Origin of the sequence: Pseudomonas sp. Teo4 (assembly GCF_034387475.1) — a bacterium.
Lineage (GTDB): Bacteria > Pseudomonadota > Gammaproteobacteria > Pseudomonadales > Pseudomonadaceae > Aquipseudomonas.
The window spans coordinates 668,752-694,800 of record NZ_JAXCIL010000001.1 but is presented as its reverse complement, the minus strand read 5'-3'; the positions used below and the strand labels follow the sequence as shown (position 1 = coordinate 694,800).

23 protein-coding genes and 1 riboswitch are annotated in these 26,049 nt (G+C 64.1%); of the genes, 11 read left to right on the top strand and 12 right to left on the bottom strand.

Translation table 11 applies throughout. The annotated features are described in order from the left end of the window. Nucleotide 1: 1 nt before the first annotated feature. Nucleotides 2-613, top strand: coding sequence for a sarcosine oxidase (locus PspTeo4_RS03420; RefSeq protein ID WP_322362316.1), 612 nt, complete (start codon nucleotides 2-4; stop codon nucleotides 611-613). Between the two features lie 136 nt (nucleotides 614-749). Here the strand turns inward: PspTeo4_RS03420 and tenA are convergent, their stop codons facing one another. From tenA to PspTeo4_RS03405, 3 genes are all read right to left on the bottom strand, one after another. Next, nucleotides 750-1,418: a thiaminase II gene (tenA, locus tag PspTeo4_RS03415; protein ID WP_322362315.1), complete on the bottom strand. Its 669-nt coding sequence runs from the start codon at nucleotides 1,416-1,418 to the stop codon at nucleotides 750-752. Further along, nucleotides 1,415-2,062, bottom strand: a complete 648-nt coding sequence (locus PspTeo4_RS03410) for a TenA family protein (RefSeq protein ID WP_322362314.1) — start codon at nucleotides 2,060-2,062, stop codon at nucleotides 1,415-1,417. The genes tenA and PspTeo4_RS03410 overlap by 4 nt, the downstream gene beginning before the upstream one ends. 78 nt (nucleotides 2,063-2,140) lie before the next feature. Further along, a riboswitch (TPP riboswitch) is annotated at nucleotides 2,141-2,246 on the bottom strand. 27 nt (nucleotides 2,247-2,273) lie between these two features. Continuing rightward, nucleotides 2,274-3,200: a LysR family transcriptional regulator gene (locus PspTeo4_RS03405; RefSeq protein ID WP_322362313.1), complete on the bottom strand. Its 927-nt coding sequence runs from the start codon at nucleotides 3,198-3,200 to the stop codon at nucleotides 2,274-2,276. 98 nt (nucleotides 3,201-3,298) lie between these two features. On the opposite strand from PspTeo4_RS03405, the gene PspTeo4_RS03400 reads away from it, so the two are divergent. After that, nucleotides 3,299-4,507 (top strand): MFS transporter, encoded by a 1,209-nt coding sequence (locus PspTeo4_RS03400; protein ID WP_322362312.1) that lies wholly within the window; start codon nucleotides 3,299-3,301, stop codon nucleotides 4,505-4,507. 4 nt (nucleotides 4,508-4,511) lie between these two features. Here PspTeo4_RS03400 and PspTeo4_RS03395 read toward each other — a convergent pair whose 3' ends face one another. Continuing rightward, complete coding sequence (locus PspTeo4_RS03395; protein ID WP_322362311.1) at nucleotides 4,512-5,195, bottom strand: GntR family transcriptional regulator; 684 nt, start codon at nucleotides 5,193-5,195, stop codon at nucleotides 4,512-4,514. 223 nt (nucleotides 5,196-5,418) lie between these two features. On the opposite strand from PspTeo4_RS03395, the gene PspTeo4_RS03390 reads away from it, so the two are divergent. The 8 genes from PspTeo4_RS03390 to PspTeo4_RS03355 all read left to right on the top strand — a co-directional run bounded on the left by PspTeo4_RS03390 (nucleotide 5,419) and on the right by PspTeo4_RS03355 (nucleotide 13,827). Further along, entirely contained in the window at nucleotides 5,419-6,222 is an 804-nt protein-coding gene (locus PspTeo4_RS03390; protein ID WP_322362310.1) for a shikimate dehydrogenase, read from the top strand. A 35-nt stretch (nucleotides 6,223-6,257) separates the two neighbouring features. Continuing rightward, on the top strand, nucleotides 6,258-6,950 hold the full coding sequence (locus tag PspTeo4_RS03385; RefSeq protein ID WP_322362309.1) for an SDR family oxidoreductase: 693 nt from the start codon (nucleotides 6,258-6,260) through the stop codon (nucleotides 6,948-6,950). Between the two features lie 147 nt (nucleotides 6,951-7,097). Beyond that, nucleotides 7,098-8,189, top strand: coding sequence for a glycerol dehydrogenase (locus PspTeo4_RS03380; protein WP_322362308.1), 1,092 nt, complete (start codon nucleotides 7,098-7,100; stop codon nucleotides 8,187-8,189). A 48-nt stretch (nucleotides 8,190-8,237) separates the two neighbouring features. Continuing rightward, nucleotides 8,238-9,125 (top strand): transketolase, encoded by an 888-nt coding sequence (locus PspTeo4_RS03375; RefSeq protein WP_322362307.1) that lies wholly within the window; start codon nucleotides 8,238-8,240, stop codon nucleotides 9,123-9,125. Between the two features lie 2 nt (nucleotides 9,126-9,127). Continuing rightward, complete coding sequence (locus PspTeo4_RS03370) at nucleotides 9,128-10,108, top strand: transketolase family protein (RefSeq protein WP_322362306.1); 981 nt, start codon at nucleotides 9,128-9,130, stop codon at nucleotides 10,106-10,108. Between the two features lie 65 nt (nucleotides 10,109-10,173). Beyond that, nucleotides 10,174-11,481 carry an MFS transporter gene (locus PspTeo4_RS03365; RefSeq protein WP_322362305.1) on the top strand — a complete coding sequence of 436 codons (1,308 nt, stop codon included), beginning with the start codon at nucleotides 10,174-10,176 and terminating at the stop codon, nucleotides 11,479-11,481. A 112-nt stretch (nucleotides 11,482-11,593) separates the two neighbouring features. Further along, the gene (locus PspTeo4_RS03360; protein WP_322362304.1) at nucleotides 11,594-12,583 is read left to right on the top strand and encodes a zinc-binding dehydrogenase; all 990 of its coding nucleotides are present in this window, start codon (nucleotides 11,594-11,596) and stop codon (nucleotides 12,581-12,583) included. 233 nt (nucleotides 12,584-12,816) lie between these two features. Further along, nucleotides 12,817-13,827 carry a WYL domain-containing protein gene (locus tag PspTeo4_RS03355; protein ID WP_322362303.1) on the top strand — a complete coding sequence of 337 codons (1,011 nt, stop codon included), beginning with the start codon at nucleotides 12,817-12,819 and terminating at the stop codon, nucleotides 13,825-13,827. 69 nt (nucleotides 13,828-13,896) lie between these two features. Here the strand turns inward: PspTeo4_RS03355 and PspTeo4_RS03350 are convergent, their stop codons facing one another. From PspTeo4_RS03350 to PspTeo4_RS03340, 3 genes are all read right to left on the bottom strand, one after another. After that, nucleotides 13,897-14,631 carry a hypothetical protein gene (locus tag PspTeo4_RS03350; RefSeq protein WP_322362302.1) on the bottom strand — a complete coding sequence of 245 codons (735 nt, stop codon included), beginning with the start codon at nucleotides 14,629-14,631 and terminating at the stop codon, nucleotides 13,897-13,899. A 78-nt stretch (nucleotides 14,632-14,709) separates the two neighbouring features. Next, nucleotides 14,710-15,453 (bottom strand): sulfite exporter TauE/SafE family protein, encoded by a 744-nt coding sequence (locus PspTeo4_RS03345; RefSeq protein WP_322362301.1) that lies wholly within the window; start codon nucleotides 15,451-15,453, stop codon nucleotides 14,710-14,712. Nucleotides 15,454-15,566: 113 nt separating this feature from the next. Next, nucleotides 15,567-16,256 (bottom strand): isochorismatase family protein, encoded by a 690-nt coding sequence (locus PspTeo4_RS03340; RefSeq protein WP_322362300.1) that lies wholly within the window; start codon nucleotides 16,254-16,256, stop codon nucleotides 15,567-15,569. A gap of 124 nt (nucleotides 16,257-16,380) precedes the next feature. Here PspTeo4_RS03340 and PspTeo4_RS03335 point away from each other — a divergent pair, with 124 nt between their 5' ends. Beyond that, nucleotides 16,381-17,280: a LysR family transcriptional regulator gene (locus PspTeo4_RS03335; RefSeq protein ID WP_322362299.1), complete on the top strand. Its 900-nt coding sequence runs from the start codon at nucleotides 16,381-16,383 to the stop codon at nucleotides 17,278-17,280. An 11-nt stretch (nucleotides 17,281-17,291) separates the two neighbouring features. Here PspTeo4_RS03335 and PspTeo4_RS03330 read toward each other — a convergent pair whose 3' ends face one another. The 5 genes from PspTeo4_RS03330 to codA all read right to left on the bottom strand — a co-directional run bounded on the left by PspTeo4_RS03330 (nucleotide 17,292) and on the right by codA (nucleotide 26,048). Then, nucleotides 17,292-18,776: an NCS1 family transporter gene (locus tag PspTeo4_RS03330; RefSeq protein ID WP_322362298.1), complete on the bottom strand. Its 1,485-nt coding sequence runs from the start codon at nucleotides 18,774-18,776 to the stop codon at nucleotides 17,292-17,294. Between the two features lie 220 nt (nucleotides 18,777-18,996). Beyond that, nucleotides 18,997-20,757 carry a hydantoinase B/oxoprolinase family protein gene (locus tag PspTeo4_RS03325; protein WP_322362297.1) on the bottom strand — a complete coding sequence of 587 codons (1,761 nt, stop codon included), beginning with the start codon at nucleotides 20,755-20,757 and terminating at the stop codon, nucleotides 18,997-18,999. A gap of 17 nt (nucleotides 20,758-20,774) precedes the next feature. Then, a complete protein-coding gene (locus PspTeo4_RS03320; protein WP_322362296.1) occupies nucleotides 20,775-22,865 on the bottom strand; it encodes a hydantoinase/oxoprolinase family protein in 2,091 nt (696 codons plus the stop codon). A gap of 371 nt (nucleotides 22,866-23,236) precedes the next feature. Further along, a complete protein-coding gene (locus PspTeo4_RS03315) occupies nucleotides 23,237-24,493 on the bottom strand; it encodes a beta-ketoacyl synthase N-terminal-like domain-containing protein (RefSeq protein ID WP_322362293.1) in 1,257 nt (418 codons plus the stop codon). A 313-nt stretch (nucleotides 24,494-24,806) separates the two neighbouring features. After that, a complete protein-coding gene (gene codA / locus PspTeo4_RS03310) occupies nucleotides 24,807-26,048 on the bottom strand; it encodes a cytosine deaminase (RefSeq protein ID WP_322362292.1) in 1,242 nt (413 codons plus the stop codon). Nucleotide 26,049: the final 1 nt, after the last annotated feature.

Below are 26,049 nucleotides of genomic sequence, written 5' to 3'. Positions count from 1 at the left end.
CATGTCCAGCCTTAATGCCGAAGCCTTGATCGAACGCAGCCCGCAGGCCGTGCTGCTCAATACCTGCGCGCTGACCGACCTGACCGACCTGCCACGGGTGGGGTTTCGCGGTGGTGACAGCGCAGCCTACCTGCAAGCACGGGGCTATCGCCTGCCCGAACGGCCGAACCAAGCCCTGCGTCAGGACGACGGGGGATGGGTCGCGCGGCTGTCGCAAAGCGAGTACCTGTTGCTTGGCAGCCTGGCTGACCAGGGCAAGCGGGTTGCCACCGAGGAAGCCGAATGGACCCAGGATGGTCAGCGCAACTACCTGCTGCCGCGCCAGGATAGCCATGCCTGGTTGCAACTGTCTGGGCACCAGGGCAGCGCGGTAATGGCCAAGCTGTGTGGTGTCGACCTGCGCGCCGAAGCGTTTCCGGTCGGGGCCGTGGCGCAGACTTCGGCAGCGCGGATCAACGTGATCGTGGTCAATGTGGGCAGTGCGACGCTGCCGGCGTTGCACATCCTGTTCGACCGGGCATCGCTGGCTTACTTCAGCGGCGCCATGCTTGATGCCATGGATGAATTTGACGGGGGGATGGTGGCTGTGGATACGCTGGCTGGCCTGGCTTGATATAGCCAGGGTTTCGTGGGAGCTGGCGAAGCCTGCGAAACGAGGGCGCAGCCCTCGCATGAGTATGTAATGGGGCTGCCAAGCAGCCCATCGCCGGCTTCGCCAGCTCCCACAAGGTAACAGTCGGCATTAACCGCTACTTGGCAGCGCCGTCCAGCCCCATCTGCCAGAAGTCCGCTTCCAACCGCGAAGCCTGGGCAAAGATCGCCGCCAGCTCCGTGAAACGCTGCTCGGTCATGCTGCGTGCAGCCAGCTCGTCCAGGTGTTTGCGCGCCGCCTGCGCCACCCCCTGATACCCCTCACCCGCGTACTCGCCAATCCACTCACGGTACGGGTGGTTGGCCATGTCGCTGATGCCGCCGGCCAACCGGCTGCCGATTTCCGCATAACCAATCACGCAGGGCGCCAGCGCCACGTGCAGGTCGAGCAGGTCGCCCGCCGCACCGCAGTCCAGCACGAAACGGGTGTAGGCCACCGTCGCCTGGTGCTCCGGTGCCGCTTCGATGTCGGCCTGGCTCAGGCCCCAGCGGGCGCACAGGCGCACATGCAGGTCGGTTTCATCGAGAATCGCCGCCAACCCGGCCTGGGCAGCGCGAATATCGCTGGGTCGACGGCTTTTATAAGCGGCCAGCGCCCAGGCGCGGGCGAACTGGATGAGGAACAGGTAGTCCTGCACCAGGTAGGTACGGAAGGCGCTTTCCGACAGGGTGCCCTCGCCCATCTGACGTACGAAGGCGTGGTCGACGTAGCTGTTCCACTCAGGCAGCGCGGCTGCCTTGAGGCGGTCGAAGATATCCAGACTCATTGTTGTTCCTCATACACGGCCTCGAAGAAGGCCAGCTCCAGCGCGACGGTGCGCAGGTAGAAATCGGTGGCCAGCGCTGCCTCCTGCGGGCCGACCCGGTCCAGTTCGGCTTGCAGGAAAGCGACAAAGTCACTGAACGCTGGGTTGTCGTGCAGGGTGATCCACTCGGCATGGACGAAGTTGGCTGGCAGCGGCTTGGGTGCCTTGAGCGCCCAGTCCAGGTACAGGCCTTCGGCGACATTGAGCACCGCCAGCGCGGCGGCGTACGAACGGGTGGCGGCGGCTTCGCGCATGATCGCCTTGAAGCCTGCGGTGGGCACGGTGTCGGGCGGCGCCTGGCGCTGCTCGGGGCTGACGTCCAGGGCTTCGAAAGCGCGCAGGAAATAGGTGTTTTCATCGCTGCTGATCATGCCGGCGAAACGCCCGAACCGCAGGCGCGCTTCGAAGGTGTCGGCAGTGGCGATGGCGGCACCGAGCAAGGTCAGGAAGCTGTCGAGGAAGCGGTGGTCCTGCACCAGGTAGCGGACCATCACCGGGTCCGGCAGGCTGCCGTCGCACAATTGGGTGACGAAGCGGTGGCCAACGGCGGCGGACCAGGTCGGCTCGCTCTGGCGGCGCAGGGTGGCGTTGAAGCGTTCGGTCATGGTGCTGTCCTTTCTAGGCTGACAGCGAGACCGTTGAGGTGATGCATGGACTGGCCTCGCAGTGAGGCCGGCAAAAAGGTAGGTCGGCAGTCCCATCCCTTCGCCGGCATGATCCGGATCAGGTTCGAAGGGTCACCGCGCCAGCGGTTTCTCAGCCCGTTGCCGGGCTCCCCTTGGTGGCGTCATGTATACAGCAGGGGCTGCGCCTGCATCAACTGAAATAGCGTGTGTCCAGACGCTCGACCAGAAAGTCGATGAACACCCTCACCCGCTGCGGCAACTGGCGGCCCGGCCCAATGAACACGGCGTGCAGCACATCTTCCTGCTCGTCGCTTTCAAAGCCGTCCAGCAACGGCACCAACTGCCCGGCGTCGATATCGGCGCCCACGTGGAAGTTGGCCAGACGCGCGATCCCTGCCCCTCCCAGGCATAGCTGACGCATGCTCTCACCGTCGTGCACCAGCAGGTTGCCTTGTGGTTCGACCTCCACCCGCTGCCCCTGCTCATCGCGGTAGACCCAGGCCTGGGAGTGACGATGAAAACCAAAACCGAGCCGGTTGTGGCCGGCCAACTCTGCAGGTGTGCATGGCTTCCCATGGCGCGCCAAATAGGCCGGCGAGGCGACCGTACGCAAGCGGCTACGGCCCAGGTGGCGCTGCACCAGGCGCGAGGCTTTCAACGGGCCCGAGCGAATGGCGATATCGGCGCGACGCTCCAGCAGGTCGACCACCGTGTCGGTCAGTTCAAGGTTCAGGGTGATTTGCGGGTAGGCCTCGAGGAACTGGGGAATCAACGGCGCCAGGCAGTGCAGGCCAAACGGCAGGTTGCTGTTGATATGGATGACGCCGCTGGGACAGGCGGCATTGGCCACGTCGCGTTCGGCGTTGTCGATCTGTTCAAGAATACGCAGGCATTCGGCATGAAAGCGTTCGCCTTCGGCGGTCAGTTCCAGGCGCCGCGTGGTGCGGTGCAGCAGGCGTGCGCCAAGGCGCTGTTCGAGGCGGGCGATCAGCTTGCTGACCGCCGAGGGCGTCATGTCCAGGCGCCGTGCCGCTTCCGAGAACGTGCTGGCGGCCACCACTTCGGCAAACACCTCCATCTCGCCCGAGCGGTTGATGTCCTTGATTCGGCTTTGCATGACCTCAATTCACAGCTGGTTTGAATTGCACAAGTCTACATCACAAGCCAGCGAGCTCGTATCGTCTGCTTCATCTTTCACCTTGCGAGCGTCTGTTCATGACTACCCCCACCTCCACACGTATCCATCCTGGGATCTACGTGCTGGCTCTGACGGCCTTCGCCATCGGCGTGGCCGAGTTCATCGTGGTCGGCATCCTGCCGTCGATTTCCAGCGACCTTGGCGTGAGCCTGGCCACTGCTGGCGGCCTGGTCGGCCTGTACGCCCTGGCACTGGCGATCTTCACCCCGTTCATCGTCCTGCTGCTGGGGCGCCTGCCACGCAAGCCGGTGTTGCTTGGGCTGGTCGCGGTGTTTCTGGCCGGCAACCTGCTCTCGGCACTGTCCAGCGACTACACCACCTTGCTGGTGGGCCGTCTGATTACCGCCGTCGCCCACGGCAGTTTCTTCGCTATCGGCGCCACGGTGGCAGCCAGCCTGGCCCCCAGGGGCCAAGCCAGCAAGGCCATCGCCATCATGTTCGCGGGGTTGACCCTGGCCATGGTGATCGGCGTACCGCTGGGCAGCTTCCTCGGCAATGCCCTTGGCTGGCGCCTGCCGTTCTACGCCGTGGCCGCCCTCAGCGCCCTGGCCTTGCTGGCGACCCTGTTCTGGCTGCCTGCACTGCAAAGCGGTGAAGCGGGCAACATTCGCACGCAACTGGCTGCATTGGGGCAACCGGCCATCTGGTCGATGATGCTGGTGACCATTCTCGGGTTCGGCGCAAGTTTCGCCGCCTTCACCTTCATCACCCCGATCCTCACCGACATCACCGGTTTCTCCTCGGCCACGGCCAGCAGCCTGCTGGTGGTGTTCGGCCTGGCCACGCTGCTCGGTAACCTGGCTGGTGGGCGTCTGGCCGACCGCATGGGCTGGCAACGTGCACTGCGCCTGCTGTTCGTGCTGCTGGCCGCGACATTGGTGCTGCTGGGGCTGTCGCTGACATCCCCGATAGCGATGGTGGTGCTGCTGTTCATCTGGGGCGTGCTGGCCTTCGGCATGACCCCAGGCTTCCAGGCCGGCATGCTCGACACCGCCGGGCGCTATGCCCCAAGGGCCGTCGACTTCGCATCAGGCCTGAACATTTCGGCCTTCAACCTGGGAATCACCCTGGGCGAGACGGCGGGCAGCTACCTGGTCACCCATGGGCAACTGGCCCTTACCCCATGGGCCGGGGTGGTCGCCGCCGTGCTGGTGCACCTGCCGCTGGCCTGGCTGGTGTGGCGTGCCCGGCACCCGGTATCGGCCAGCGTCGCGCCGAGCGTGTGAACACTCAAGCCGAGGTCGTCGCCATGGACTTGCGCTCCAGCCACTCCAGCATCAGCTCGCCCCAGGCGATGTCGGCTTGCAACGCAGCCTTGGCCTTGGCCGAGTCGCGCTTGCGCAATGCCTCAAGCACTTCGAAGTGCTTGTGCTTGGCGCTGGCCAGTTCGGCCTTGGGCACTTCGGCGTGGAAGGTGCTGAGCAGCGGCCCCATCATCACCCACATGTTTTCCAGGGTCTTGAACACCACCGGCATGCGCGCCGCAGCGATCAGGCCGAAATGAAACTCGCGGTTGAGCAACGAAGCCTTCTTGTAGTCGACGCTGACCGCCGCCTGGAACGCAGCCTGCACTTCTTCGAGGTGGGCCAGTTCGGCTTCGGAGATGCGCTCGGCCGCAAGGCCCGCAGCTTCGCCCTCAAGCAAGTGGCGGATCAGCTGGATCTCGCGCAACTGGTTGACGGTCAGTTCGGGGACATAGATGGAGGTGGCGGCTTTCATGTCCAGCGCATGGTCGCTGACCAGGCGGAAGATCGCTTCGCGCACCGGAGTGATCGACACGCCGAACTCTTCGGCCAGGGCACTGATGCGCAGGCGGTCCCCAGGTTGGTACTGGCCGTCCATCAATGCGGTGCGGATGATGCTGTAGACCCGCTCGCTCAGGTTGCCTTTATCCAGCGGCTTGTGAACTGTCACGCTGATTCTCTCTTGTCTGGTGAATGGCCCGGCACCTGCCGGGGCGCGGCTGGGCGAGAAGGCATGATACATCATCATGACGGTCTCGGTAGCTCAGGGGTTTTAGTGCCAAGTAAAAACATGATATATCATATTTTACGCCAACGACTGATGACGCTCACCCCGAGCACGCAACACCCCGTCATCGCCGCTGACGCCTTACCCACGTCATAGGAAGCCCATCATGCCAATCACCGGCACCACCCGGGTGGTGGTTCATCTGACCTACCCGGCCAAACACCTGCGTACCCCTTCCTTCTTCAACCCGCTGCTCGAACGCCTGGGCCATGACGGCGTGCTGGTGCCCTGGGAGGTGTCGCCTGCCAACCTGGCCAACGCCTGGGCCGGCCTGCGCGGCATCGAAAACCTCGCCGGGGTGATCGTCACCGTGCCGCACAAACTGGAAGTCGCCGAACTGTGCGACGAACTGCAAGGCGTAGCGGCGTCGCTTGGGGTGTGCAACGTCGCCCGACGCCTGCCCGACGGCCGCTTCAGCGGGCGCATGTTCGATGGCGAGGGCTTTGTCCGCGGCCTGAAGAACCAGGGCCACTCGCTGGCCGGCAAACGCGTGCTGCTGCTCGGTGCCGGTGGCGCCGCCACGGGAATCGCCCATGCGCTGCTGGCCGAGCCACTGGAGCGCCTGGTCATCGCCAACCGTTCCCAGGCCAAGGCCGAGGAACTGGCTGCCCAGTTGCGCACGTTGCTGCCTGGGCGACAGGTGGCAGCAGGCCCGGCGGATGGCCGTGGCTTCGATGTGGTGATCAATGCCACGGCGCTGGGGCTGAAGACCGACGACCCGTTGCCGCTGCCAGCGCACACGCTCGACAGCGGAGCACTGGTCGCCGAGGTGGTGATGAACCCGGATGTCACCGCCCTGCTGGAAGCGGCCCAAGGCCGTGGCTGCCAGATCCACAAGGGCGTGCACATGATCACCGGGCAGGTCGAACTGCTGGCCGACTTCCTGTTCGGCGCGGCCAAGGAACACTGAAAACCGAATTGCGTTTTTTCCCAACGGAGCAACTCATGAACAAGATTGCAATCATCACCGGCGGTGGCTCGGGCATCGGCCTGGCCACCGCACGCCGCCTGCTCGCCGATGGCCATGAAGTTCACACCCTGGGCCTGGGCGAACCTGAACAGCGTGTCGAAGGCATTCATTACCAGGAGCTGGACGTCACCAACGATGGGGCAGTGGCGGATTTCTTCGGCCGCTTCGAGCGGATCGATGCCCTGGTCAATGCCGCCGGGGTCATCGACCATCAACGCGAGTGGCAGCTGGAGGGCTTCAGTCGTGTGCTCGACGTCAACCTGACTGCCGTGATGCGCATCAGCAACGCTGCGCTGCCGGGGCTCAAACGGGCCCGTGGTGCGGTGGTCAACTTTGCCTCGATGTGGGGCATCTTCGGCTCGGCCAAGACGCCCGCCTACGCCTCGAGCAAGGCCGCCATCGGCGAGCTGACCCGCTGCCAGGCGGTGGCCTGGGCCGCCGATGGCGTGCGTGCCAACGCCGTGGCACCGGGCTGGATCCTCACCCAGCTGTCACGCCGCGCCTTTGAAGACCCAAGCCGCTCGGCCGGGATTCTCTCGCGCATACCGATGCAGGCCTGGGGGCAGCCGGAGGACGTCGCCGACGTGATTGCCTTCCTGGTTTCCGACAACGCCCGCTACGTCACCGGCACCACCCTGGCGGTGGACGGTGGTTACTCCATCGCCTGATTTGCCCCCCCTGAACCGATCGATGGCCGTCAGGGAAACGGTGAAGGCGCTTGACGGCCAACACGCATGATATATCATGCATCACACATGACCGAGATCGCCCACGACCTCGCATAACAACAACAAACCGTCACACAGAGGTACCGTATGAATCTGGTTTTCGGATCACCCGGCCGCTACGTGCAAGGCCCCGATGTACTTGATGAGGCAGGCCAGTACCTGGCCCACTGCGGCCGCCGCGCCGTGGTGGTCATCGACAGCTTCGTGATCGGCCTGGTCAAGGAACGCCTGGACGCCACCTGTGCCCGCGCCGATGTGCAATTGCACTACATCACTTTCGATGGCGAGATCACCGCCCAGGGCATCGCCGCCCTGCGCCAGTCCGCCGCGCGCTTTGCCTTCGACATGGTGGTGGCGGTGGGTGGCGGCAAGTCCATCGATGCCGGCAAGGCCTTGGCCCACTCATCCGGCGCCGCCTTGGTGAGCATGCCCACGGTGGCTTCCAACGACGCCCCTACTTCCAAGAATTTCGTGGTCTACGACGAGCATCACCAGCTCAGCGAAGTCGGCCACCTGCTCAGCAGCCCACGCTACGTGCTGGTCGACACCCGCCTGATTGCCCAGGCCCCCCGCCCCTTCCTGCTGGCCGGCATCGCCGACGCCCTGACCAAGAAGTTCGAAGCCGAGCAGTGCCAGAAGGCTGGCGGCGTCAACATGTTCGGTGCCCGCCCCTCGCTGGCCGGCGTGACCCTGGCTCGGGAATGCTATGCCGTGCTGCGCGAACACGCCGAGGAAGGCTTGGCGCTGGCCGGCAGCGGCCAGGTGAACGCCGCCTTCGAGCGCCTGATCGAAGCCGTGCTGCTGATGAGCGGCCTGGGCTTCGAGAGCGGCGGGCTGTCCATCGCCCACGCCATGACCCGTGGCTTGTCCAAGGTGCCGGGCGCCCGCGACCAGGTTCACGGCTGGCAAGTCGCCTATGGCCTGCTGGTGCAGCTGGTGCTGGAAGACCGCGAGGCAGCGTTCATGGCCGAGTTGCTGGCCTTCTACCGGCGCATCGGCCTGCCCTGCAACCTGGCCGAGCTAGGCCTGAACGCGCCCGACCAGGCCACCTTGCAGCAGATCGCCGAGCCGACCCTGCAAGCCCCCCATGCGCGCAACTTCCTGCGAGCCAACGGCCAGCCCCTGCAGTGCGATGACCTGATCGAGGCCATGCGCGCGCTGGAATCACTGACCCGCTGAATTCCCCTGGCAACACCCACCCTGCGATGCCTGCATTTGGAGGTAGAGATGCCTACACCCCGTAAAACCCTCGAGGCTTGGAAAGCCAGCGACTTCGTGCCCAGCGCCGAGACCGTCGCCCACCTGCGCGAACGGGCGAAATTCGTCCGGCTGGAAACCATCCGCCTGATCGAGATCGCCAAGACCGGCCACTACACCTCGGTGTTTTCTGCCGCCGAGCTGTTCTCGGCGTTGTACTACGACGTCATGAGCCTGCGCCCGGAAGACCCCAAGTGGCCGGAGCGCGACCGTTTCCTGATGGGCAAGGGGCACGCCGCCGTCGGCCAGTTCCCGATCCTGGCCGACCTTGGCATGTTCCCCAAGGACTGGCTGGACGACTACACCCGCCTGGGTAGCCCACTGGGCGACCACCCGGACATGCGCAAGGTGCCGGGCATCGATTTCTCGTCCGGCTCCATCGGCCACGCCCTGTCCGGCGGCCTGGGCATGTGCCTGGCGCAGCGCTTCACCGGCCACAGCTACGACGTGTTCGTCATGCTCGGTGACGGCGAGATGCAGGAAGGCCAGGTCTGGGAAGCGGCCATGAGCGCGGCCCACCACAAGGCCAGCCACCTGATCGCCATCGTCGACCGCAACGGCTTCCAGCTCGACGGCGAGGTCGACGATGTGATCGGCATCGAACCGCTGGATGAAAAATGGCGTGCCTTCGGCTGGGAGGTCCATGTGATCGATGGCCATGACATCCGCGAGGTGGCCACCACCCTGCGCCGCATCAAGGCCGACGAAAACCGCGACAAGCCGGTGTGCATCATCGCCAAGACCGTCAAGGGCAAGGGCGTTTCCTACATGGAGACCGAGCCGGGTTGGCACCTGGGCTACCTGGACCCGGAAGACGCGCAACGCGCCATCGCTGAAATCGAAGCCAAGGAGATCTGACCATGAACGCCCCCCTGTCCCCCAACTCCTGGCAATACCGTGGCCTGAATGCCATGAACCCTGGCCTGTCGTACCTTTCCGATGGGCTGATCGAGCTGACCCGCGAAGGCTACCCGGTCATGGCCGGCTCCGCCGACCTGCAGTACTCCAACGGCCTGAACAAGTTCGCCACGGCGTTCCCCGACCGCTATATCCAGTTCGGCATCTCCGAGCAGAACATGGTCACTGCCGCCGCCGGCCTGGCCACTTGCGGTGTGATGCCGTTCGTGGCCACCTTCGCCTCGTTCCTGGGCCTGCTGTGCTGCGAGCAGATCCGCATGGACGTGGCCTACTCAGCCCAGCCAGTGCGCCTGATCGGCCACCACACCGGCATCTCGCTGGGTTTCTATGGCACCTCGCACCATGCCACCGAAGACATCGCCACCATGCGCTCGATCGCCGACCTGGCGGTGGTCTCGCCGTCCGACGGCCCGCAACTGGTGGCGGCCATCAAGGCCTCGGCCACCTACGACAAGCCGGTGTACTTCCGCATTGGTCGCGGCCGCGACCCGATCATCTACGAACACGGCGCCACCTTCGAGTTCGGCAAGGCCACCGAGCACTGCCAGGGTGAAGAACTGACCATCATCGCCTGTGGCATCACCGTGCACCCGGCGCTGGAAGCGGCACGCAAGCTCAATGCCGAGGGCCGCTCGGTGGGTGTGATCGACATGGCCTCGATCAAGCCGATCGACCGCGAGGCGATTCTGGCCGCTGCAGCGCGCAGCAAGCGAATGATGACGGTGGAAGAGCACAACGTGCTCGGCGGCCTGGGCGCGGCGGTGGCCGAGGTGCTGGCCGACGAAGGCGTCGGGGTGAAGCTCAAGCGCCATGGCATCTACGACGAGTACAGCCTGATCGCTCCGCCTACCCACCTGTACCAGCACTACAAGCTCGATGCCGCCGGTATCGAAGAAGTCGCCCGCGCGCACATGGCGAGCTGACCCGTTACGCCGTACGGGCAGCGCCAACTCCGGCGCTGCCCGCCTCTTCCGCTCGGAGCCTAACAATGAACAATATGACCGAGACCCTGCCCGCCAGCGCGGCCCACGCCACCCCAGGCGCAACCAACCTGCGCCGTAAATCGCTGCTCGCCACCGGCATCGGCAACCTGCTGGAGTGGTTCGACTGGACCCTCTATACCGTCGCCTCCGTCTATATCGCCGCCGCCCTGTTCGACAAGAGCAACCCAACCTCGGCACTGCTCGCCACCCTTGCCGTGTTTGCCGCAGGTTTTCTGCTGCGGCCGTTGGGCGGTATCGTGTTCGGTATCCTGGCCGACCGCCTGGGGCGGCGCACTGTGTTGCTCAGCACCATGCTGCTGATGGCCGGCGCCAGCCTGCTCATCGCCTTCATCCCGTCTTTCGAAGCCATTGGTAGCTGGGCTTCGGCACTACTGCTTGCAGCAAGGCTGATCCAAGGCTTCGCCCATGGCGGCGAAACGACTACCTCCTATGCCTACATCGCCGAAATCGCCCCGCCGAAACGTCGAGGGCTGTGGTCGAGCACCGTGTTCTTCGCAGTGGGCAGTGGCTCGTTGCTGGCGACCTTCTACATGGCCCTGCTGACCTCGCTGCTGAGCACCGAAGAAATGCAGCAATGGGGCTGGCGCATCCCCTTCGCCACCGGCGGCCTGCTGGCAGTCTTCGCCCTGTGGCTACGGCGCAACATGATGGAAAGCGAGCACAGCCCCAGCGCCAGCACCGCGACGCAGCAGGCACCGTGGAGCCGTGCTCAGGTGCTGCAGCATGGCGTGCGGCTGTTCCTGTACGAAGCCGGCGCGACCCTGACCTACTACACCTGGGTGACCTCGGCGTCGATCTACGCCATGAGCGTCAAGGGCATGGACCCGCATAGCGCGTTCATGATGAGTTGTGTCGCCCAGGTGATCTACCTGGCCTTCCTGCCGGTATGCGGCTGGCTGTCGGACCATTGGGGGCGCAAGGTCTGCGCACTGATTTCGCTGCTGGGGATCGCCGCAACGCTGTTCCCGCTGTGGGGCATGATCTCGAGCGAGCCGTGGACGCTGATGGTGGCGCAGACCGCCGGCCTGATGCTGGTGGCGTTCATCACCGGGTGCAAGCCGGCGTCCATTTCCGAGCAGATCCCCACCCGCTACCGCACCCGTATGTTCGGCGTGTGCATCTCGCTGGGGGTGGCGGTGTTCGGCGGCACGGCCTCGTACCTGACCACCTGGCTGTACTCCGAGCAGATCGGCTGGATGTTCAACGTCTACCTGATCGTGGTCGCGGTCATTGCCAGCGCAGTGGTGCTGTTGTGGAAGAACAACCACGGGGTACCGATCGACCAGGTGTGAGGCGCGAAAAACGCCTGTGACCTGGATTCACCACAGTTTGGCCTGGCGGCGCCTGTTTCGCCCTGCCGCGATCCTTTAGCCTCCAGGCAAACCCGCCCTCAAGGAAACCTTCATGTCCCACGACTACAACGCCTGGGCCTGGACCCCAGGCGCCGGCCTCGAAGGCTTGCAACTGGTACGCAAGCCTCTACCCACCCCCGGCCCCGGCGAAGTGCTGGTCGCCAACCGTGCCATCGCCCTCAACCCGGTCGACTGGAAGATCTGCGAATGGGGCCACCCTGACTGGCGGGAAGGCACCGTGCCGGGCGTCGACGGCGTGGGTGTGGTTGCGGCAGTTGGCGACGGCGTGGATGTGCCCCTCGGCACTCGAGTGGCCTACCACCAGTCGCTGTCGCGCGATGGCAGTTTTGCCGAGTACTGCCTGGTGGACGCCTACCTGCTGATGCAACTGCCGGCCAACCTCGACGACAGCGCTGCCGCCGCCGTGCCCTGCCCGGCCCTCACCGCCTGGCAGGCCTTGGCCAAGGTGCCGGACGGCGCCAGCCGCGACGTGCTGGTGATCGGCGCAGGCGGAGCAGTCGCTTGGTATGTTGCGCAGTTGGCCGTGCAACGGGGCTTGAGGGTCTGGGCCACGGCCGGCCAGCGCCATCACGCCGCGCTCAAGGCACTGGGTGTGATCGAGGTGTTCGGCTACCAGGCCAGCGATTGGCAGGCCCGTTTGCAGGCAGCCCTGGGCGAACGCCCGCTGCATGCGCTGTTCGATACCGTCAGTGGCGCCCATGCCGCCAGCCTCGCCCACCTGCTCGGCTACAACGGCCATCTGGTGTGTATCCAGGACCGCCAGGAAAGCGCACCACTGGCTGCATTCAGCACCGCGATCTCGTTGCATGAAGTGGCGCTGAACAGCATTCATGCCCATGGCCGCGTGCTGGACCGCCAGGCGTTGCGCGTGGCGGGCGAGCAACTGATGCAAGCGGTGGCCGATGGTCGGTTGGTGTCACCGCAACGACGTAGTTTCGACTTCGAGGCGCTGCCCCAGGCGTTACAGCAGTTGAAGGATGGGTGCCTGGGCGGCAAGTGGGTGGCTCGGTTGGTGCCCTGAGGCCAATCTCCAAAAGCTGGCGCAATCCCTGTGGGAGCGGGCTTGCCCGCGAAGAAGGCGATGCGGTGTATGGCACCGGCTCCGCCGGTGTTCGCGGGCAAGCCCGCTCCCACAGGAATCGCACCAGCCCGATTGAACAGTCATCTTCACCTTTAAAACTTGGATCCCATCTTTCGACCGGGTATTCTCATGGAGTAGCTATATGCCATCACCCGGCCGTCAAGGAATTCGAGTTGCCAAGCCATTCCACTCGCCACACCATCGCCCGTCAGTGGCAACTGCTCAAGTTGCTGCCCAACCGTCACCCGGGACTCACCTCCACCCAGCTGCAAAAAGCCCTGGCCGATACCGGGCACGAGACCAGCAAGCGCACGGTTGAGCGTGACCTCATCGAGTTGTCGGCGCTGTTCCCGTTGCAGTGCAACGACAAGGGCATGCCGTATGGTTGGTACTGGCAGGTTGGCCGCAACCTGGCACTCCCAGGTATCAGCCTGGGCGAAGCCATGACCCTGCAACTGGTGGAAGACAGCATTCGCCCGCTGATCCCCGCGCAAATGTTCAAGTCCCTTGAGCCACGCTTCAACGAAGCACGCCAGAAACTCAAGGCTTTGGCCGACACCAACGGGTCTGCACAGTGGATGGACAAGGTGGCGAGCGTTCAGCCTTCGTTGAACCTGCTGGTTCCGGACATCGATCCTGAAGTGCTGGAGCAGGTGCAGCATGCGCTGCTGGATGACCGCCAGATCCAGGTGCGCTATTACTCGGTGCACAAAGACCAGACCAGTGAGTTGCAGCTCAACCCGTTGGGGCTGGTACAGCGCGGTCAGATCTCCTATCTGGTCGCCACCGCAGTGGGCTTCAGCGACGTGCGCCTGTACGTCCTGCACCGTATTCAGTCCCTGCAACCGCTCGCCACGGCCAGCCAGAAACCGGCTGACTTCGAGCTGGCGGCCTACATCGACAGCGGCGCCTTGCAGTTCGGCATTCCTCGGCAAATCAGCCTGCTGGCCTGGGTCGATGACAGCCTTGCCCGCCGCTTGCTGGAAACACCGCTGTCGGACGACATGCAGCTCAACTCGCTCGCCGAGGGTGGCGCCGAATTGCAAGCAACCGTGAACGACAGCTGGGAGCTGATGTGGTGGCTCCTGTCGCACGCCGGCTCGATCAAGGTCAGGGCACCGGAATCCTTGCGCAGCAACATGCTCGAGAAACTGCGCCAGAGCCTGGCGTTGCATGATCAGTGAGCAGACGGCATGAGTTGCCACCTCTGACCGAAGCGGGCAACTGCAGCGAGTCGTTTGCCCTGTGGCAGATCAGGACGGTAGAACTTGGCTCCGCCGCCGCCACAGGCAGGTGCAGCCCAGCACCAGCACACTCAGCCCCAGCACGCCCAGCAGCGCGACCAGCTCGCGGCTGTAGCGGGCCACCTGTGCCGGGAAACCTGTGAACTCGCGGTAGACCTGCACATCGGCCACGCCATCGGCATGGCTGATGCTGATACCACCCTGGCGGATCTGGGCGTAATCGGCATCGAAATACACCCAGACCTTGCACAGACCACCTGGCTCGATAGTCGGGATGTCGACCGCCGACGTCGAAGCCTCGACGATGGTGTCGTTGCCCTGGGCATCGCGCACTTGCACCAGGCCCTTGGCCGGCAGTTGGATCTTCACCTCGCGCACCTGCGCATCGCCGGTATTGCGCAGGTCAATCAGCAGGCCGGTGCGGTGATCCACCAAGCCTGCCTCGAAGGGTTTGGCGAACAGTTGCGCATAGGGTGCCTGGGCCAGATCGACCAGCTTGTCGACTTGCTCATCGCTGAGCGCGCCTTGGCCGATGCTGCGGATGCGCCGGTGCAACTGCTCGTACTTGAGCTGCTCGCTGGCCGTGCTGATGCGTTCGCTGAACTGGCTTGGGTAGGTGAGGTAGGCGTAGGTCAGGGACGCTTCCAGACGCGGGCGGCCCGTGAGCACCCCATAGACCACCAGCATGGCCAGCAGGCCAAGCAGCAGGGCTACCAGTAGTTTCCCGACTCTGTCCCAACTCAACGGTGTGTTTCCTTCAGCCAAGGCATGGACCATTCACGCGGTCCAAGGGTGCCAAGTTCGACGCCCTCAGGCAAGCGTTCAACGCGCCAGCAATACTGGTAGCGATGCCAGCAACATGGCCACCCCGGACAAGGTCAGCAAGCTCAGCACCACCCGGCGAAACGCCGCCTCACTGATGCCCAGGTACACCCGGGTGCCCAACACGGCGGGCAGCGCCATCGCCAGGGCCACCACGGCGAACGACGGCAGCATCTGAGCGGTTACCACACCGGTGCCCAGGTAGGTGAGCATGGTCACCATCAACATCGACAGGTTGAAGTTCTGGATCACCGCCCGCTGGGTGTCGCGGTCGAACCCGCGCAAGGTGCACCACAAGGTCGGCACCGTTCCGGTAAAGCCACCGATTCCGCCCAGTGCCCCACCGACCAGTCCTACCGCACCATCGGCCAAGCGGTTGCCGGAAAGCCTTGGCAAGCGTGGCGCCAGCAGCATCAGCGGGCACCACAGCACCAGCAGCGTGCCGAATACGGCCTTGAACCAGAGCATGTCCAGGTAGGGCAGAATCCACACGCCCAGCGGAATACCGGCCAGGCCACCGAGCACGAAGGGCCACAGCAACGGCCAACTGAAGCCACGCCTGACACTGAAGACGGCAATGAGTTGACCAGTAAGGCTACCGAACACAGTCAGGGACGCCGCCAGACGAGGTTCCAGGCCCCAAGCCCAGAACGACATGGCGACCATGCCGAAGGCAAACCCCGAGAGCCCCTGGACGAAACCCGCGACCATGGCGCCAAGTGCGATGAGGTAGAACGCTTCCATGTTGGTCCATCGGCTAAAGACTGGACTGGCATTCTAGAGGGCATCCCCTGCCCCAATGCAAGCACGCCGTGGCGAAGCTGTGCTGCGCCACGGCGTGTGTGCCCCCGAGGGTGTTACTGCTTGCCGATGCTGGTCAGGTAGTCCAGGCAGCTGTCGACGGTTTCCACGTCGGCGAACTTGGCATCGATGTCGAACAGGTTCCAGGCCACCGCACCCGGCACACGGTCACCGATGCACTCTTTTACCGCGATGGTACGGAAGCCTTCGGCCAGGCCGTCGCACAGCGTGGTGCGCACGCAAGCCGAGGCAGTCACGCCGGTGACCAGGATGGTGTCGACCCCAGCCGAACGCAGGTAGCCGGCCAGCGAGGTGCCGCTGAACGAGCTGGCGCGCTTCTTGATCAGCACGAACTCGCCATCGATCGGGGCAATGCGCGAGTCGATTGCCCAGAGGTTCTCGTCGGCCTGGTTGACCACGTCAACCGGGATCTTGTTGTGCCACTGGCCCATGTCGGTGTTGGGGTCCTGGCGGTCGGTGTTCTGGTAGCAGGTGGTCACGTGGACGATGGGGAAGCGGTTGGCGCGGAACACCTTCATCAGGCGCTGCACACCGGGGATGATCTCGTCGTCGATCTTCTCGCAGGTGAACGGGTTGCCAGGACGGGTCCAGGCGTTGGCCAGGTCGACGTTGATCAGAGCCGGGCGCTTGCCGAAGCCGATACGGCGCTGGAAGCCACGCTCTTTATAGAGCTTGGTCGATTCTTCGAAGGCGCGTTCGAGCATGGTCATCAGGTCTTGCGACATAGTGAATCTCTCCAGTGGGTCGTTGTGAGCGGTTCGGCAAGGAAGGTTTGCCTTGACCTGGAACTCACGATAACCTCGCTCACTGATAACATCTAATTCATTATTGGCGAGCATTGATACCAATATGAGCAACAATATCCGGTTCGATCTCAAGCAGATGAAAGCGTTCGTCACGGTTGCCGAACTGCTGCATTTCAAGCGTGCCGCCGACGCCCTGTTCATCACCCAGCCCGCCTTGAGCCGGCTGATCAAGGCCCTGGAAAGCGAGCTGGGGGCGGAACTGTTCATGCGTACCACCCGCCATGTGGCGCTGACCGAGGCCGGCCGGTTGTTCCTGCAGGAATGCCACCAGGTGTTCCGCCACATCGAGCGCGGCATCGACCTGGCGCGCAGTGCTGCCGCGGGCGACATCGGCCACCTGACCGTGGCCTACAACGACTTCGCCATCAACGGCGCCTTGCCCGGTATTCTCGAACGTTTCAAGGACCTGCATCCGGAGGTGACGGTAGAGCTGCTGTACATGCCCTCGCACGAGCAGTACAAGGCGATTCGCGACTGCCTGATCGACGTCGGTTTTCTTCTGGGGCCGATGACCGAGCCGGACATCGCCTCGTTGCTGGTGGACCAGGAAAAGATGGTGGCGGTGCTGCCGTCACGGCACCCGCTGGCCGGGCAGCCGAGCATTCGCATCGAGCAGCTGCGCAACGAGCGCTTCATCTTCGGCTCGCCCAGTGGCTGGAGCATTTTCCGCGACCAGGCGTTCCAGTTGTGCCAGCGTGCCGGGTTCAGCCCGAACATCCACCAGGAGGCCACCACCAGCATCGGCATTCTCGGGCTGGTGGCGGCCAATATGGGGGTGTCGCTGTACTCGGAATGCGCCTACCGAATTCAGCGCGAGGGCGTGGTGATCGTACCGCTGGACAATGCCCAGGCACGGGTGCAGACCATTGCGGCATGGAACGAGGCGTACGAGAGCCCCACGGCCGCCCGGTTCAAGGCGCTGCTCAAGGATTTGGCGCGCTGAGGCCGATACTGTCAGCCCTGCCCTCCAGGCGTACGCCGGAAGCTGTCGCTGTCGGCGTCATAGCTCCAGTCCTGCCCTACGCTGGTGGCCAGCCACTGCTCGGCACTGTCACTGACGATCTCCTGCTGTGGGTAGCGCTTGACGATCCACAGCTTCATCAGCAGCCCATGAATCACCAACCCGCTGACGAAGCCGACCACGAACGCCCAGTCGCCGGAAAAGAACGCCAGCACGCTGGAGGCTGCCCAGGCCAGCAACCCTGCCGGGTTGAACCCTCGCCAGTAATGGAATTGCCCCTGCAACTCGTATAGCTGCGGCACGTTCAAGCGCCGGCGGCGAATGAGGTAGTAATCGGCAACCATGATCCCGCCAATCGCCGAGAGGAACGAGCCGTACGAAAACAGGAAGGCGAACAGGTTGTCGAGAATCGCCCAGGGCATCGATAGCGTGCCGATGATGCCAGCGATGACCACCGCCGTCGGGTACTTGACCCGGGGTGCGCCAGCGTTGACGAAAGTCAGCGCCGCCGGAATCAAGTTGGCAGCGGTGTTGGTCGACCACTGCGCCAGCACCACCAGGACCATCAGCACGATCAGGCTGAACCCGGTGCTTTGCCCCTGGATGACGTTGATCGGGTTCCAGTCCCCCGCCGCGATGAATGAAGCCGCGCCGATCACCGCAATCCAGGTCTGGGTCAGCGGCAACGCCACCAGCTGGGCCAGGAAAATATGACGGTTGCGGGAGAAGAAACCCTTGGCATCGACGGGTGTGCGCACGTAGCGGGTGATGTTGGGAATGTCGATGGCCAGGGTCGACCAGAACGCCACGTTGGCCAGGAACAGGGTCATGATGGTCAACGGCTTGTCGCCGACGAAGGTCCAGATGTTCACGCCCTTGGCCACCGCCAGCACATCGAGGGTCATGTACATCCACACCGAAATGGCGATGATCGCCGGCGCGGCGATCGACGAGAGAAACTCCACGGCCTTGATGCCCAGGGCGGTGTTGATCACCTGCACGACGGCGAATATCACGTACCACACTGCCCAGTTGTCGAACCCGGTGAGGTACTCGACGATGCCGCTCAGGGCCAGGGCGCCGAGGTAGGTCTGGATGCCGAACCAGATCGCCGCCACCAACCCGCGGAACAACGACGGGATATGGGTGCCGTGCACGCCGAACGGCGCGCGCAGGTACACCGCGAACGACAGGCCGTGCTCGGTGCCGATGTCGGCGGTGAGGGTCATCAGCAGCGCCAGTACGAAGTTGGCCAGCAGAATGACCGCCACCACCTGCAACAGCGGCAGGCCGGAGACACCGGTGGCGCCGAGCTGGAAGGTGGCGATCATGAAGGCGATGCCGATCCAGATCCAGGTGAAGCCGAGGGTGCCGATGGAGCGTTGCTGGCGTTTTATCGGAAGGATCGAAGGTTCCAGCAGGTTGTGGCGGGTGACGCTGGGTGCATCGGAGTCGGATGTGAGTTCTGGGGTGTTCATGGAAGCACCTGTGCAGAAAATTTTGGGCACAAAAGGGCCTTGCCATCGGAGACCGGCGGCTTGGGTCTTGAGTTATCTGAGAGATCGAAAGCCTTTGTTGCCAGTGCCGGCCTCTTCGCGGGTAAACCCGCTCCCACAGAGCCCCCACTGTTTTCAAGGAAAGTGCCGAACCTGTGGGAGCGGGTTTACCCGCGAAGAGGCCGGCACTGGCTTGGCGAGGTCAGGCCTGCATCTGTGCCCGGCGCGAGCGGGTGGCCTCGACATCCAGGCGCACCTGCTCATCGAGCACTACGCCATACACCTCGTAAGCCTGCTCAAGGGTGCAGAAGTCATCCAGCACATCCTCGCGCACCTGTTCGGCACTGCGCTCCAGCGGATTGCCGTAGCCACCGCCGCAAGGCGAGTAGTAGGCCATCACATCCCCTGCCTTCGAGGCGTAACCCGAGAACTTCGACGGCATCGATGTCACTTCATCAGGCCTGGCGACGTTGTAGATTTCGGTCTTGCCCACCACCCCATCCTGGCCGCCGAACAACCCCCACGGCACATCGAAATGGCGCTCGCTCTCGTGGGTGATGAAGCCCGGTGTCAGCACCCGCTGGGCTTTCACCACGCCAATGCCACCCCGGTACTTGCCGGCCCCTGGCATCACGTCGTCGCGCAGTTCATAGCGGTCGCAGATCATCGGCAGGTGCATGCCTAAGTCTTCGATGGGGTTGTTGCGGGTGTTGGCCATCAGGTTGTCGATGGCGTCCGGGCCGTCTGACTTAGGGCGCCCGCCATAGGCGCCCTCGTTGACTTCGAGGAACACCCAATAGTCGCCATCGGCCTTGACCCCCGAATAGGCCGCGAACGAGATCGACGCCGAGCTGCCAGCGATGACACGCTCCGGCAGCACCGGTGCCAGCGCCCTGATGATCAGGTCGATCATGCGGTTGCACTGGGTGAAACGGGCCTCGGCAGCCGCCGGGAACACTGGGTTGAAAATCGTGCCCAGCGGCGCCACCACGCTGATCGGGCGAAACGACCCCTCGTTGGACGGCACCGGGCTGGGCAGCGTGGCAGCGTCGAGCAGCAGCTTGCGGAAAGCGGCGTAGGCAGCCACCTTGCACGACCCTTCGAACGGCACGTTATAGGCCGTTTCGGTTTGCAGCGCCGAGCCGGTCAGGTCCACCTCCAGGGCATCGCCGCGCACCTTGACCGTGACCACCACCGGCAGGCGTCGCTCGCGGTTGCGGCCGTCATCGTCGAGGAAGCCTTCGGCGCGGTAGTCGCCATCGGGAATCTGCGCGATCTGCTGGCGCATGATGGTTTCGGCGTAGTCGATCAGCTGGTTGATCGCGGTGAAGCTGAAGTCCTTGCCATAGCGGGCCAGCAGTTCCTTGAAGCGTCGGGCGCCCAGTTGCGCCGAGGCCACCTGGGCTTCGATGTCGCGAATCAGCTGGTCGGATGCACGGCTGTTGTAGCGGAACATCTGCACCAATGCCTCGTTGCGCACACCGCGCTCATAGAGCTTGAGCCCGGCCATCAGCATGCCTTCGGCGTACACGTCGCCCACGTCGATGATCAGCCCCGGCGTCGCTGCGCCGATGTCGATGTGGTGCGCGGTATTACCGGAAAAGCCCACCAGTTCGCCGTCATGGAAAATCGGCACGATCACCGCCAGGTCCGGGCTGTGGCTGGAGCCGTGGTAGGGATGGTTGTGCACCACCACATCGCCCTCATGCCAGGCACCACCTTGCAGGGTGGCCTCGATGCCGCGCAGGTAGGCCGGGATCGAGCCGATGTGCATGGGCGTGGATTCGGATTCGCAGATGGTCTGGTAGCGGGTGTCGAACAGCCCGGCGCCCATGTCCTGGGACTCGCGGATGATCGACGAGAACGACATGCGGTACAGCACGTGGCCCATCTCTTCAGCGATGGTCTTCAAGGCGCCGCTGATGACTTGCAGGGTGATTGGATCGACCTGTTGCGTGTTCATGGCTGTGTCCTCTGAAATTACTGGCGGGAGATGATCAGGTTGCCGTGGGCGCTCACCCTGGCCACCCAACCCGGCGGCACCAGCGAGGTGGAGTCGTGCTGCATGAGCATGGCCGGGCCTTCGATGTGCTGGCCGGCGTGCAGCTTGCTGCGGTCATAGCGTGGCGTGGGCAGGCACTGGCCATCGTCGAACCAGGTGTCGCGCTCGTAGAGGAAGGCCTGGCCGGTGTCGCTGTCGAGCGCCGCCGGCAGCGGCTGCCAGGCCAGTTTCTCGGACTGGGAATGGCCGATGACGCGCAGGCTGACCACTTCAACCGGGGCATCGGCGTAGCAATAGCCGTAGTCCTGTTCATGCACCTGGTGGAAGTGGGCCATGACCTGGGCAATGGCCTGGTGGTCGACCTTGCCGTCAGGAATCAAGGCTCGCAGTTCGAAGCCCTGGCCGTCGTAGCGGCATTCGGCGATGCGGGTCAGCTGCATGCAGGCATCGTCCACGCCATCGTTGCGCAGTTGTTGGCGGACGTTGGCTTCCAGTTCTTGCAAGGCGCTTTCGAGCCGCTGCAATTGCGTGTCGTTGATCGTGTTCAGGGTGCACAGCAGCGAGCGCAGGGCCTCGTATTGCAGGTCGGTGGTCAGCAGGCCGGCGGCAGCGGTGATGCCCGGTGCCGGCGGAATGAGCACCGACTTGGCATTGACCTCGTCGGCCAGCGCCGGGCCATGCACCGGCCCTGCCCCGCCGAACGGCATCAGCACGAAATCGCGTGGGTCGATACCACGGGCCACCGAGTTGGAGCGTATGGCCAGGGCCATGTTGTTGTTGACCACCCGCAGGATGCCCAGCGCCGCCTGGTGCACGCTCAGGCCCAACGGCTTGGCGATCTTCGCCTCGATGGCCTGGAACGACAGCGCCGGGTCGATCTTCAGGTCGCCGCCGAGCATCTGGTCCGGGTCCAGGCGGCCCAGCACGATGTTGGCGTCGGTCACGGTGGGGTCCTCGCCACCGCGGCCGTAACAGGCCGGGCCGGGGTTGGAGCCGGCCGAGCGAGGGCCGACCTGGAAGCCACCGGCCGGGTCGATGAAGGCCACCGAACCGCCCCCGGCACCAATGGTGATCAGGTCGATCATCGGCACCAGCACCGGGTGCCCGGACACGTAGGAGTCGCGTGGGTTCATCACCTTGATCTGGCCATCGACCAGGGTCGAGATGTCAGCCGAAGTGCCACCGATGTCGACGGTGATGATATTGCGCTCACCGTCGAGCCCAGCGAAGTAATGCCCGCCCATCACGCCACCGGCGGGGCCGGACATAAGAATGTTCACCGGCCGCTCGCAACAGCTTTCAACGGTTGCCACGCCGCCGTTGGACTGCATGATGCGCAGGTCGGCCTGGATGCCATTTTCACGCAACTGGCTGGCCAGGTGGGTCAGGTAGTGGGCGGTGCGCGGGCCGACGTAGGCGTTCATGGCCGTGGTGGAGAAACGCTCGTACTCGCGCATCACGTCCACCACTTCGGTGGAGCAACAGACGAATGCCTCGGGCATTTCCTCCTGCACGATGGCCTTGGCGCGCAGCTCATGGGAGCGGTCGAGGAAGGCGTACATGAAGCCGATGATCACCGCCTGCACGCCACGGGCCTTGAGCAACTGCGCGGCCTCGCGGACTTCCTGCTCGTCCAGCGGCGTCTCGACCTGGCCATGGGGCGGCAGGATGCGCTCGTTGATGGCGATGCGGTTGCGCCGACGCACCAGCGGTGTGCTCTGCCACGGCACATCGAACTGCAGCGAGAAGTTGTAGGGCCGCTTGTGCCGGCCGATGTGCAGAATGTCGCGAAAGCCCTTGGTGGTGAGCATGCCCACCTCGGCGCCATTGTGTTCGATGGAAATGTTGGTCGCCACCGTGGTGCCATGGACGATCAGGTCCACTTCCTCGGTGCCGATTCCGGCCTTGGCACACAGCTCGAGGATCCCGCGCATCACGGCGATGGACTGGTCTTCGAGGGTGGTGGGAACCTTATGGGAAAAGATCCGCCGGCCGATGGAGTCGCGCTCCGTGGTTTCCAGGATCAGGTCTGTGTTGGTACCGCCGACATCTACGCCTATACGGGCCATTCTGCGTCACTCCTGGTGATCGCGAATGCACTCGGCAACTGCGCCGCCGAGCCGATTCGCACGTGGGTCTTATGGTTGTTGTTGAAGTGCGGGGGCCCCACGCGGGGCCTGGGGTTTCTATGCCAAGGGCTTGGCGGGTTGATCGGTGGCGCGGCTCAAGGGCCACCCGAAACGGTCGCGCAGGACGCGGCCCAGTCCACGCGTTTCAAATGCGCCGGTGACACCGGCTGCTGCGACGTACCTGACATATCCACCTCACTGTCTGTTGGAAAACAAGCGATTGGCAGTACGAAACCATTGCGCAGCGAGTGGGCCGCAAGGCAGCCCTCAGGCTCAACGTAGGTCCGGCCTCTGACGGGCCGTTCACCCCTTTACATGTCGGCGTGTGCTTCCAGCCCCCGGCGACTGAACACCAACGAGGCATTGGCCCCGCCGAAGCCGAAGCTGTTGGACATCACGCAGTCCACCTGCTGCCCTTCGCGGACAGTCCGCACCAGCGGCAAGCCTTCGACCTGCGGGTCGAGTGTGTCGATGTTGTGCGACGCCGCGATGAAGCCGTGGCGCATCATCAGCAACGAGTAGATCGCCTCGTGCACCCCGGCCGCGCCCAGTGCATGGCCGCTCAGCGACTTGGTCGAGCTGAACGGCGGCAGGTCGCCGTCAAAGGCTTGCAGCGCCGCCTGCAGCTCCACCAGGTCGCCGGCCTGGGTGCTGGTGCCATGGGTGTTGAGGTAGTCCACCGGTTCTTCGCAGCTGGCCAAGGCCATTTGCATGGCGCGCAAGGCGCCGTCACCGCTGGGCGAGACCATGTCCAGGCCGTCCGAGGCGTTGCCGTAGCCGATCACCTCGGCGAGGATCGTCGCCCCGCGCGCCTGGGCATGCTCCAGCGCCTCCAGCACCAGCACCCCTGCCCCGCCACTGATGACGAAGCCATCGCGGGCCATGTCATAAGGCCGGCTGGCCGTGCTTGGCTGGTCGTTGTAGCTGGTGGAGAACGCGCCCATGGCGTCGAACATGCAGCTCTGGCTGAAGTGCTCGGCCTCGGCGCCGCCGGCGAACACCACGTCCTGCTTGCCGAACTGGATCTGTTCGAAGGCATGGCCGATGCAGTGGGCGCTGGTGGCGCAGGCCGAGGCGATGGAATAGTTCAGGCCCTTGATGCTGAAGAAGCTGGCCATGCACGCCGACACCGTGCTGGTCATGGTGCGCGGCACGCGGTAGGGGCCGACTTTGCGCACACCTTGGGTGTGCAGCAGGCGGTTGGCCTCGACGATGTCTTCGCTGGAGCCGCCGCCCGAGCCCATGACGCAACCGGTGCGCGGGTTGGACACTTGCTCGGGCGTAAGGCCCGCATCGGCGATGGCGTCGGCCATGGCCAGGTAGGCATAGGCTGCAGCATCGCCCATGAAGCGCCGATGGCGCCGGTCGATGCGCTCCAGGTCGACGTCCAGGCGGCCGCTGACATGGCTGCGCAGCCCGGCTTCGGCGTAGGACGGGTTGAAGGCGATGCCCGAACGCCCGTCGCGTAGTGCCTGCAGGACCTGCGCGGGGCTGTTGCCCAGGCACGAGACGATGCCCATGCCGGTTACGACCACGCGGCGTAGCCCGATTGTCTGCTTAGATACCATGCACTGACTCCACAGGGTCTGATCAATCCATGAACCCGAGTCTAAGGGGTGGATTTGATTCTGATAATTCGTATTTGAGAGGGTATTGATGCCACAAGGTGCATCAATCATTTTTTTGAGCGCGAGACCAACCGACCCGCCTTGCACGGCCGGCAGGTCATCGTGAAAGTCATTTTTTTGGGGCTGCTTTGCAGCCCATCGCAGGCTATCGCCAGCTCCTACGGGCACCGCGCATAAATGGAGGTATGCGTTTCACCTGTGGGAGCTGGCGAAAGCCTGCGATGGGCCGCGACGCGGCCCCTATCAGATGCCGTCAGGCAAACCGCTCGACGGAAGAAGGCGTGCGGCGCATCAACACCTTGCCATGACGCACCGACACCAAGGCATGCCCCTGGCTGCGGACCATCTCGTAGTCATCCGGCGCCGACAGCAGCAGCAGGTTGGCCGGCCGCCCGACTTCGATGCCATAGCGCTCGCCCAGGTTGAGGGTGCGGGCGCTGTTGTCGGTGATCAGGTCCAGGCAGCGTTGCAGGTCTTCGTAGCCGAGCATGTGGCAGATGTGCAGCCCGGCTTCGAGAATGCGCAGGATGTTGCCGTTACCCAGCGGGTACCACGGGTCGACGATGGAGTCCTGGCCGAAGCACACGTTCATTCCGGCGCGGTCGATCTCGGCGACGCGGGTCAGCCCGCGGCGCTTGGGGTAAGTGTCGAAACGGCCCTGCAGGTGGATGCTCTCGGTCGGGCACGAGATGAAGTTGATGCCCGACATCTTGAGCAGGCGGAACAGCTTGTAGCAGTAGGCATTGTCGTAGGACCCCATGGCCGTTGTGTGGCTGGCCGTGACCCGCGCGCCCATGCCACGCACCCGGGCTTCTTCGGCCAGCACCTCAAGGAAGCGCGACTGTGGGTCATCGGTTTCGTCACAGTGCACATCAACCAGGCAACCGGTGCGTTCAGCCAGCTCCATCAGGAACTTCACCGACGACACACCTTGATCGCGGGTGTTCTCGAAATGAGGAATACCACCGACTACATCGGCGCCCATGGCCACCGCTTCGGTCATCAAGGCCCGGCCGTTGGCGTACGACTCGATGCCTTCCTGAGGGAAAGCGACAATTTGCAGGTCGACCAGGTGGCGCACTTCTTCACGCACCTCGACCATGGCCTTGAGTGCGGTGAGCTTGGGGTCGGTCACGTCCACATGGGTTCGTACGTGCTGGATGCCATGCTCCACCAGCATGTCGATGGTCTTTTTCGAGCGGTGCTTGATGTCGTCGTGGGTGGTGATTTCCTTGCGCTCGGCCCAGCGCTCGATACCTTCGAACAAGGTGCCGCTCATGTTCCACTTTGGCTCGCCGGCGGTAAGGGTGGCGTCCAGGTGGATGTGCGGCTCGACGAAGGGGGCCACCACCAGGTTCTGGTTGGCGTCCAGATCTTCGGGGCTGCCCTGCGCCGCCACATCGGCCTGGGGCTCGATGGCCGCGATACGGTCACCGTCCAGTTCGATACGGAACAGGCCCGGCTTGCCACGCAGACGTGCATTGATGATGTTCATG

Excerpts from the sequence above, each read along its gene's own strand:
- codA (WP_322362292.1), bottom strand. The coding sequence starts at position 26,048 with ATGAACATCATCAATGCACGTCTGCGTGGCAAGCCGGGCCTGTTCCGT.
- PspTeo4_RS03400 (WP_322362312.1), top strand. The coding sequence starts at position 3,299 with ATGACTACCCCCACCTCCACACGTATCCATCCTGGGATCTACGTGCTG.
- PspTeo4_RS03325 (WP_322362297.1), bottom strand. The coding sequence starts at position 20,757 with ATGAACACGCAACAGGTCGATCCAATCACCCTGCAAGTCATCAGCGGC.
- PspTeo4_RS03410 (WP_322362314.1), bottom strand. The coding sequence starts at position 2,062 with ATGACCGAACGCTTCAACGCCACCCTGCGCCGCCAGAGCGAGCCGACC.
- PspTeo4_RS03375 (WP_322362307.1), top strand. The coding sequence starts at position 8,238 with ATGCCTACACCCCGTAAAACCCTCGAGGCTTGGAAAGCCAGCGACTTC.
- PspTeo4_RS03320 (WP_322362296.1), bottom strand. The coding sequence starts at position 22,865 with ATGGCCCGTATAGGCGTAGATGTCGGCGGTACCAACACAGACCTGATC.
- PspTeo4_RS03420 (WP_322362316.1), top strand. The coding sequence starts at position 2 with ATGTCCAGCCTTAATGCCGAAGCCTTGATCGAACGCAGCCCGCAGGCC.
- PspTeo4_RS03345 (WP_322362301.1), bottom strand. The coding sequence starts at position 15,453 with ATGGAAGCGTTCTACCTCATCGCACTTGGCGCCATGGTCGCGGGTTTC.
- PspTeo4_RS03335 (WP_322362299.1), top strand. The coding sequence starts at position 16,381 with ATGAGCAACAATATCCGGTTCGATCTCAAGCAGATGAAAGCGTTCGTC.
- PspTeo4_RS03370 (WP_322362306.1), top strand. The coding sequence starts at position 9,128 with ATGAACGCCCCCCTGTCCCCCAACTCCTGGCAATACCGTGGCCTGAAT.
- PspTeo4_RS03315 (WP_322362293.1), bottom strand. The coding sequence starts at position 24,493 with ATGGTATCTAAGCAGACAATCGGGCTACGCCGCGTGGTCGTAACCGGC.
- PspTeo4_RS03405 (WP_322362313.1), bottom strand. The coding sequence starts at position 3,200 with ATGCAAAGCCGAATCAAGGACATCAACCGCTCGGGCGAGATGGAGGTG.
- PspTeo4_RS03380 (WP_322362308.1), top strand. The coding sequence starts at position 7,098 with ATGAATCTGGTTTTCGGATCACCCGGCCGCTACGTGCAAGGCCCCGAT.
- PspTeo4_RS03365 (WP_322362305.1), top strand. The coding sequence starts at position 10,174 with ATGAACAATATGACCGAGACCCTGCCCGCCAGCGCGGCCCACGCCACC.
- PspTeo4_RS03340 (WP_322362300.1), bottom strand. The coding sequence starts at position 16,256 with ATGTCGCAAGACCTGATGACCATGCTCGAACGCGCCTTCGAAGAATCG.
- PspTeo4_RS03330 (WP_322362298.1), bottom strand. The coding sequence starts at position 18,776 with ATGAACACCCCAGAACTCACATCCGACTCCGATGCACCCAGCGTCACC.
- PspTeo4_RS03390 (WP_322362310.1), top strand. The coding sequence starts at position 5,419 with ATGCCAATCACCGGCACCACCCGGGTGGTGGTTCATCTGACCTACCCG.
- tenA (WP_322362315.1), bottom strand. The coding sequence starts at position 1,418 with ATGAGTCTGGATATCTTCGACCGCCTCAAGGCAGCCGCGCTGCCTGAG.
- PspTeo4_RS03385 (WP_322362309.1), top strand. The coding sequence starts at position 6,258 with ATGAACAAGATTGCAATCATCACCGGCGGTGGCTCGGGCATCGGCCTG.
- PspTeo4_RS03360 (WP_322362304.1), top strand. The coding sequence starts at position 11,594 with ATGTCCCACGACTACAACGCCTGGGCCTGGACCCCAGGCGCCGGCCTC.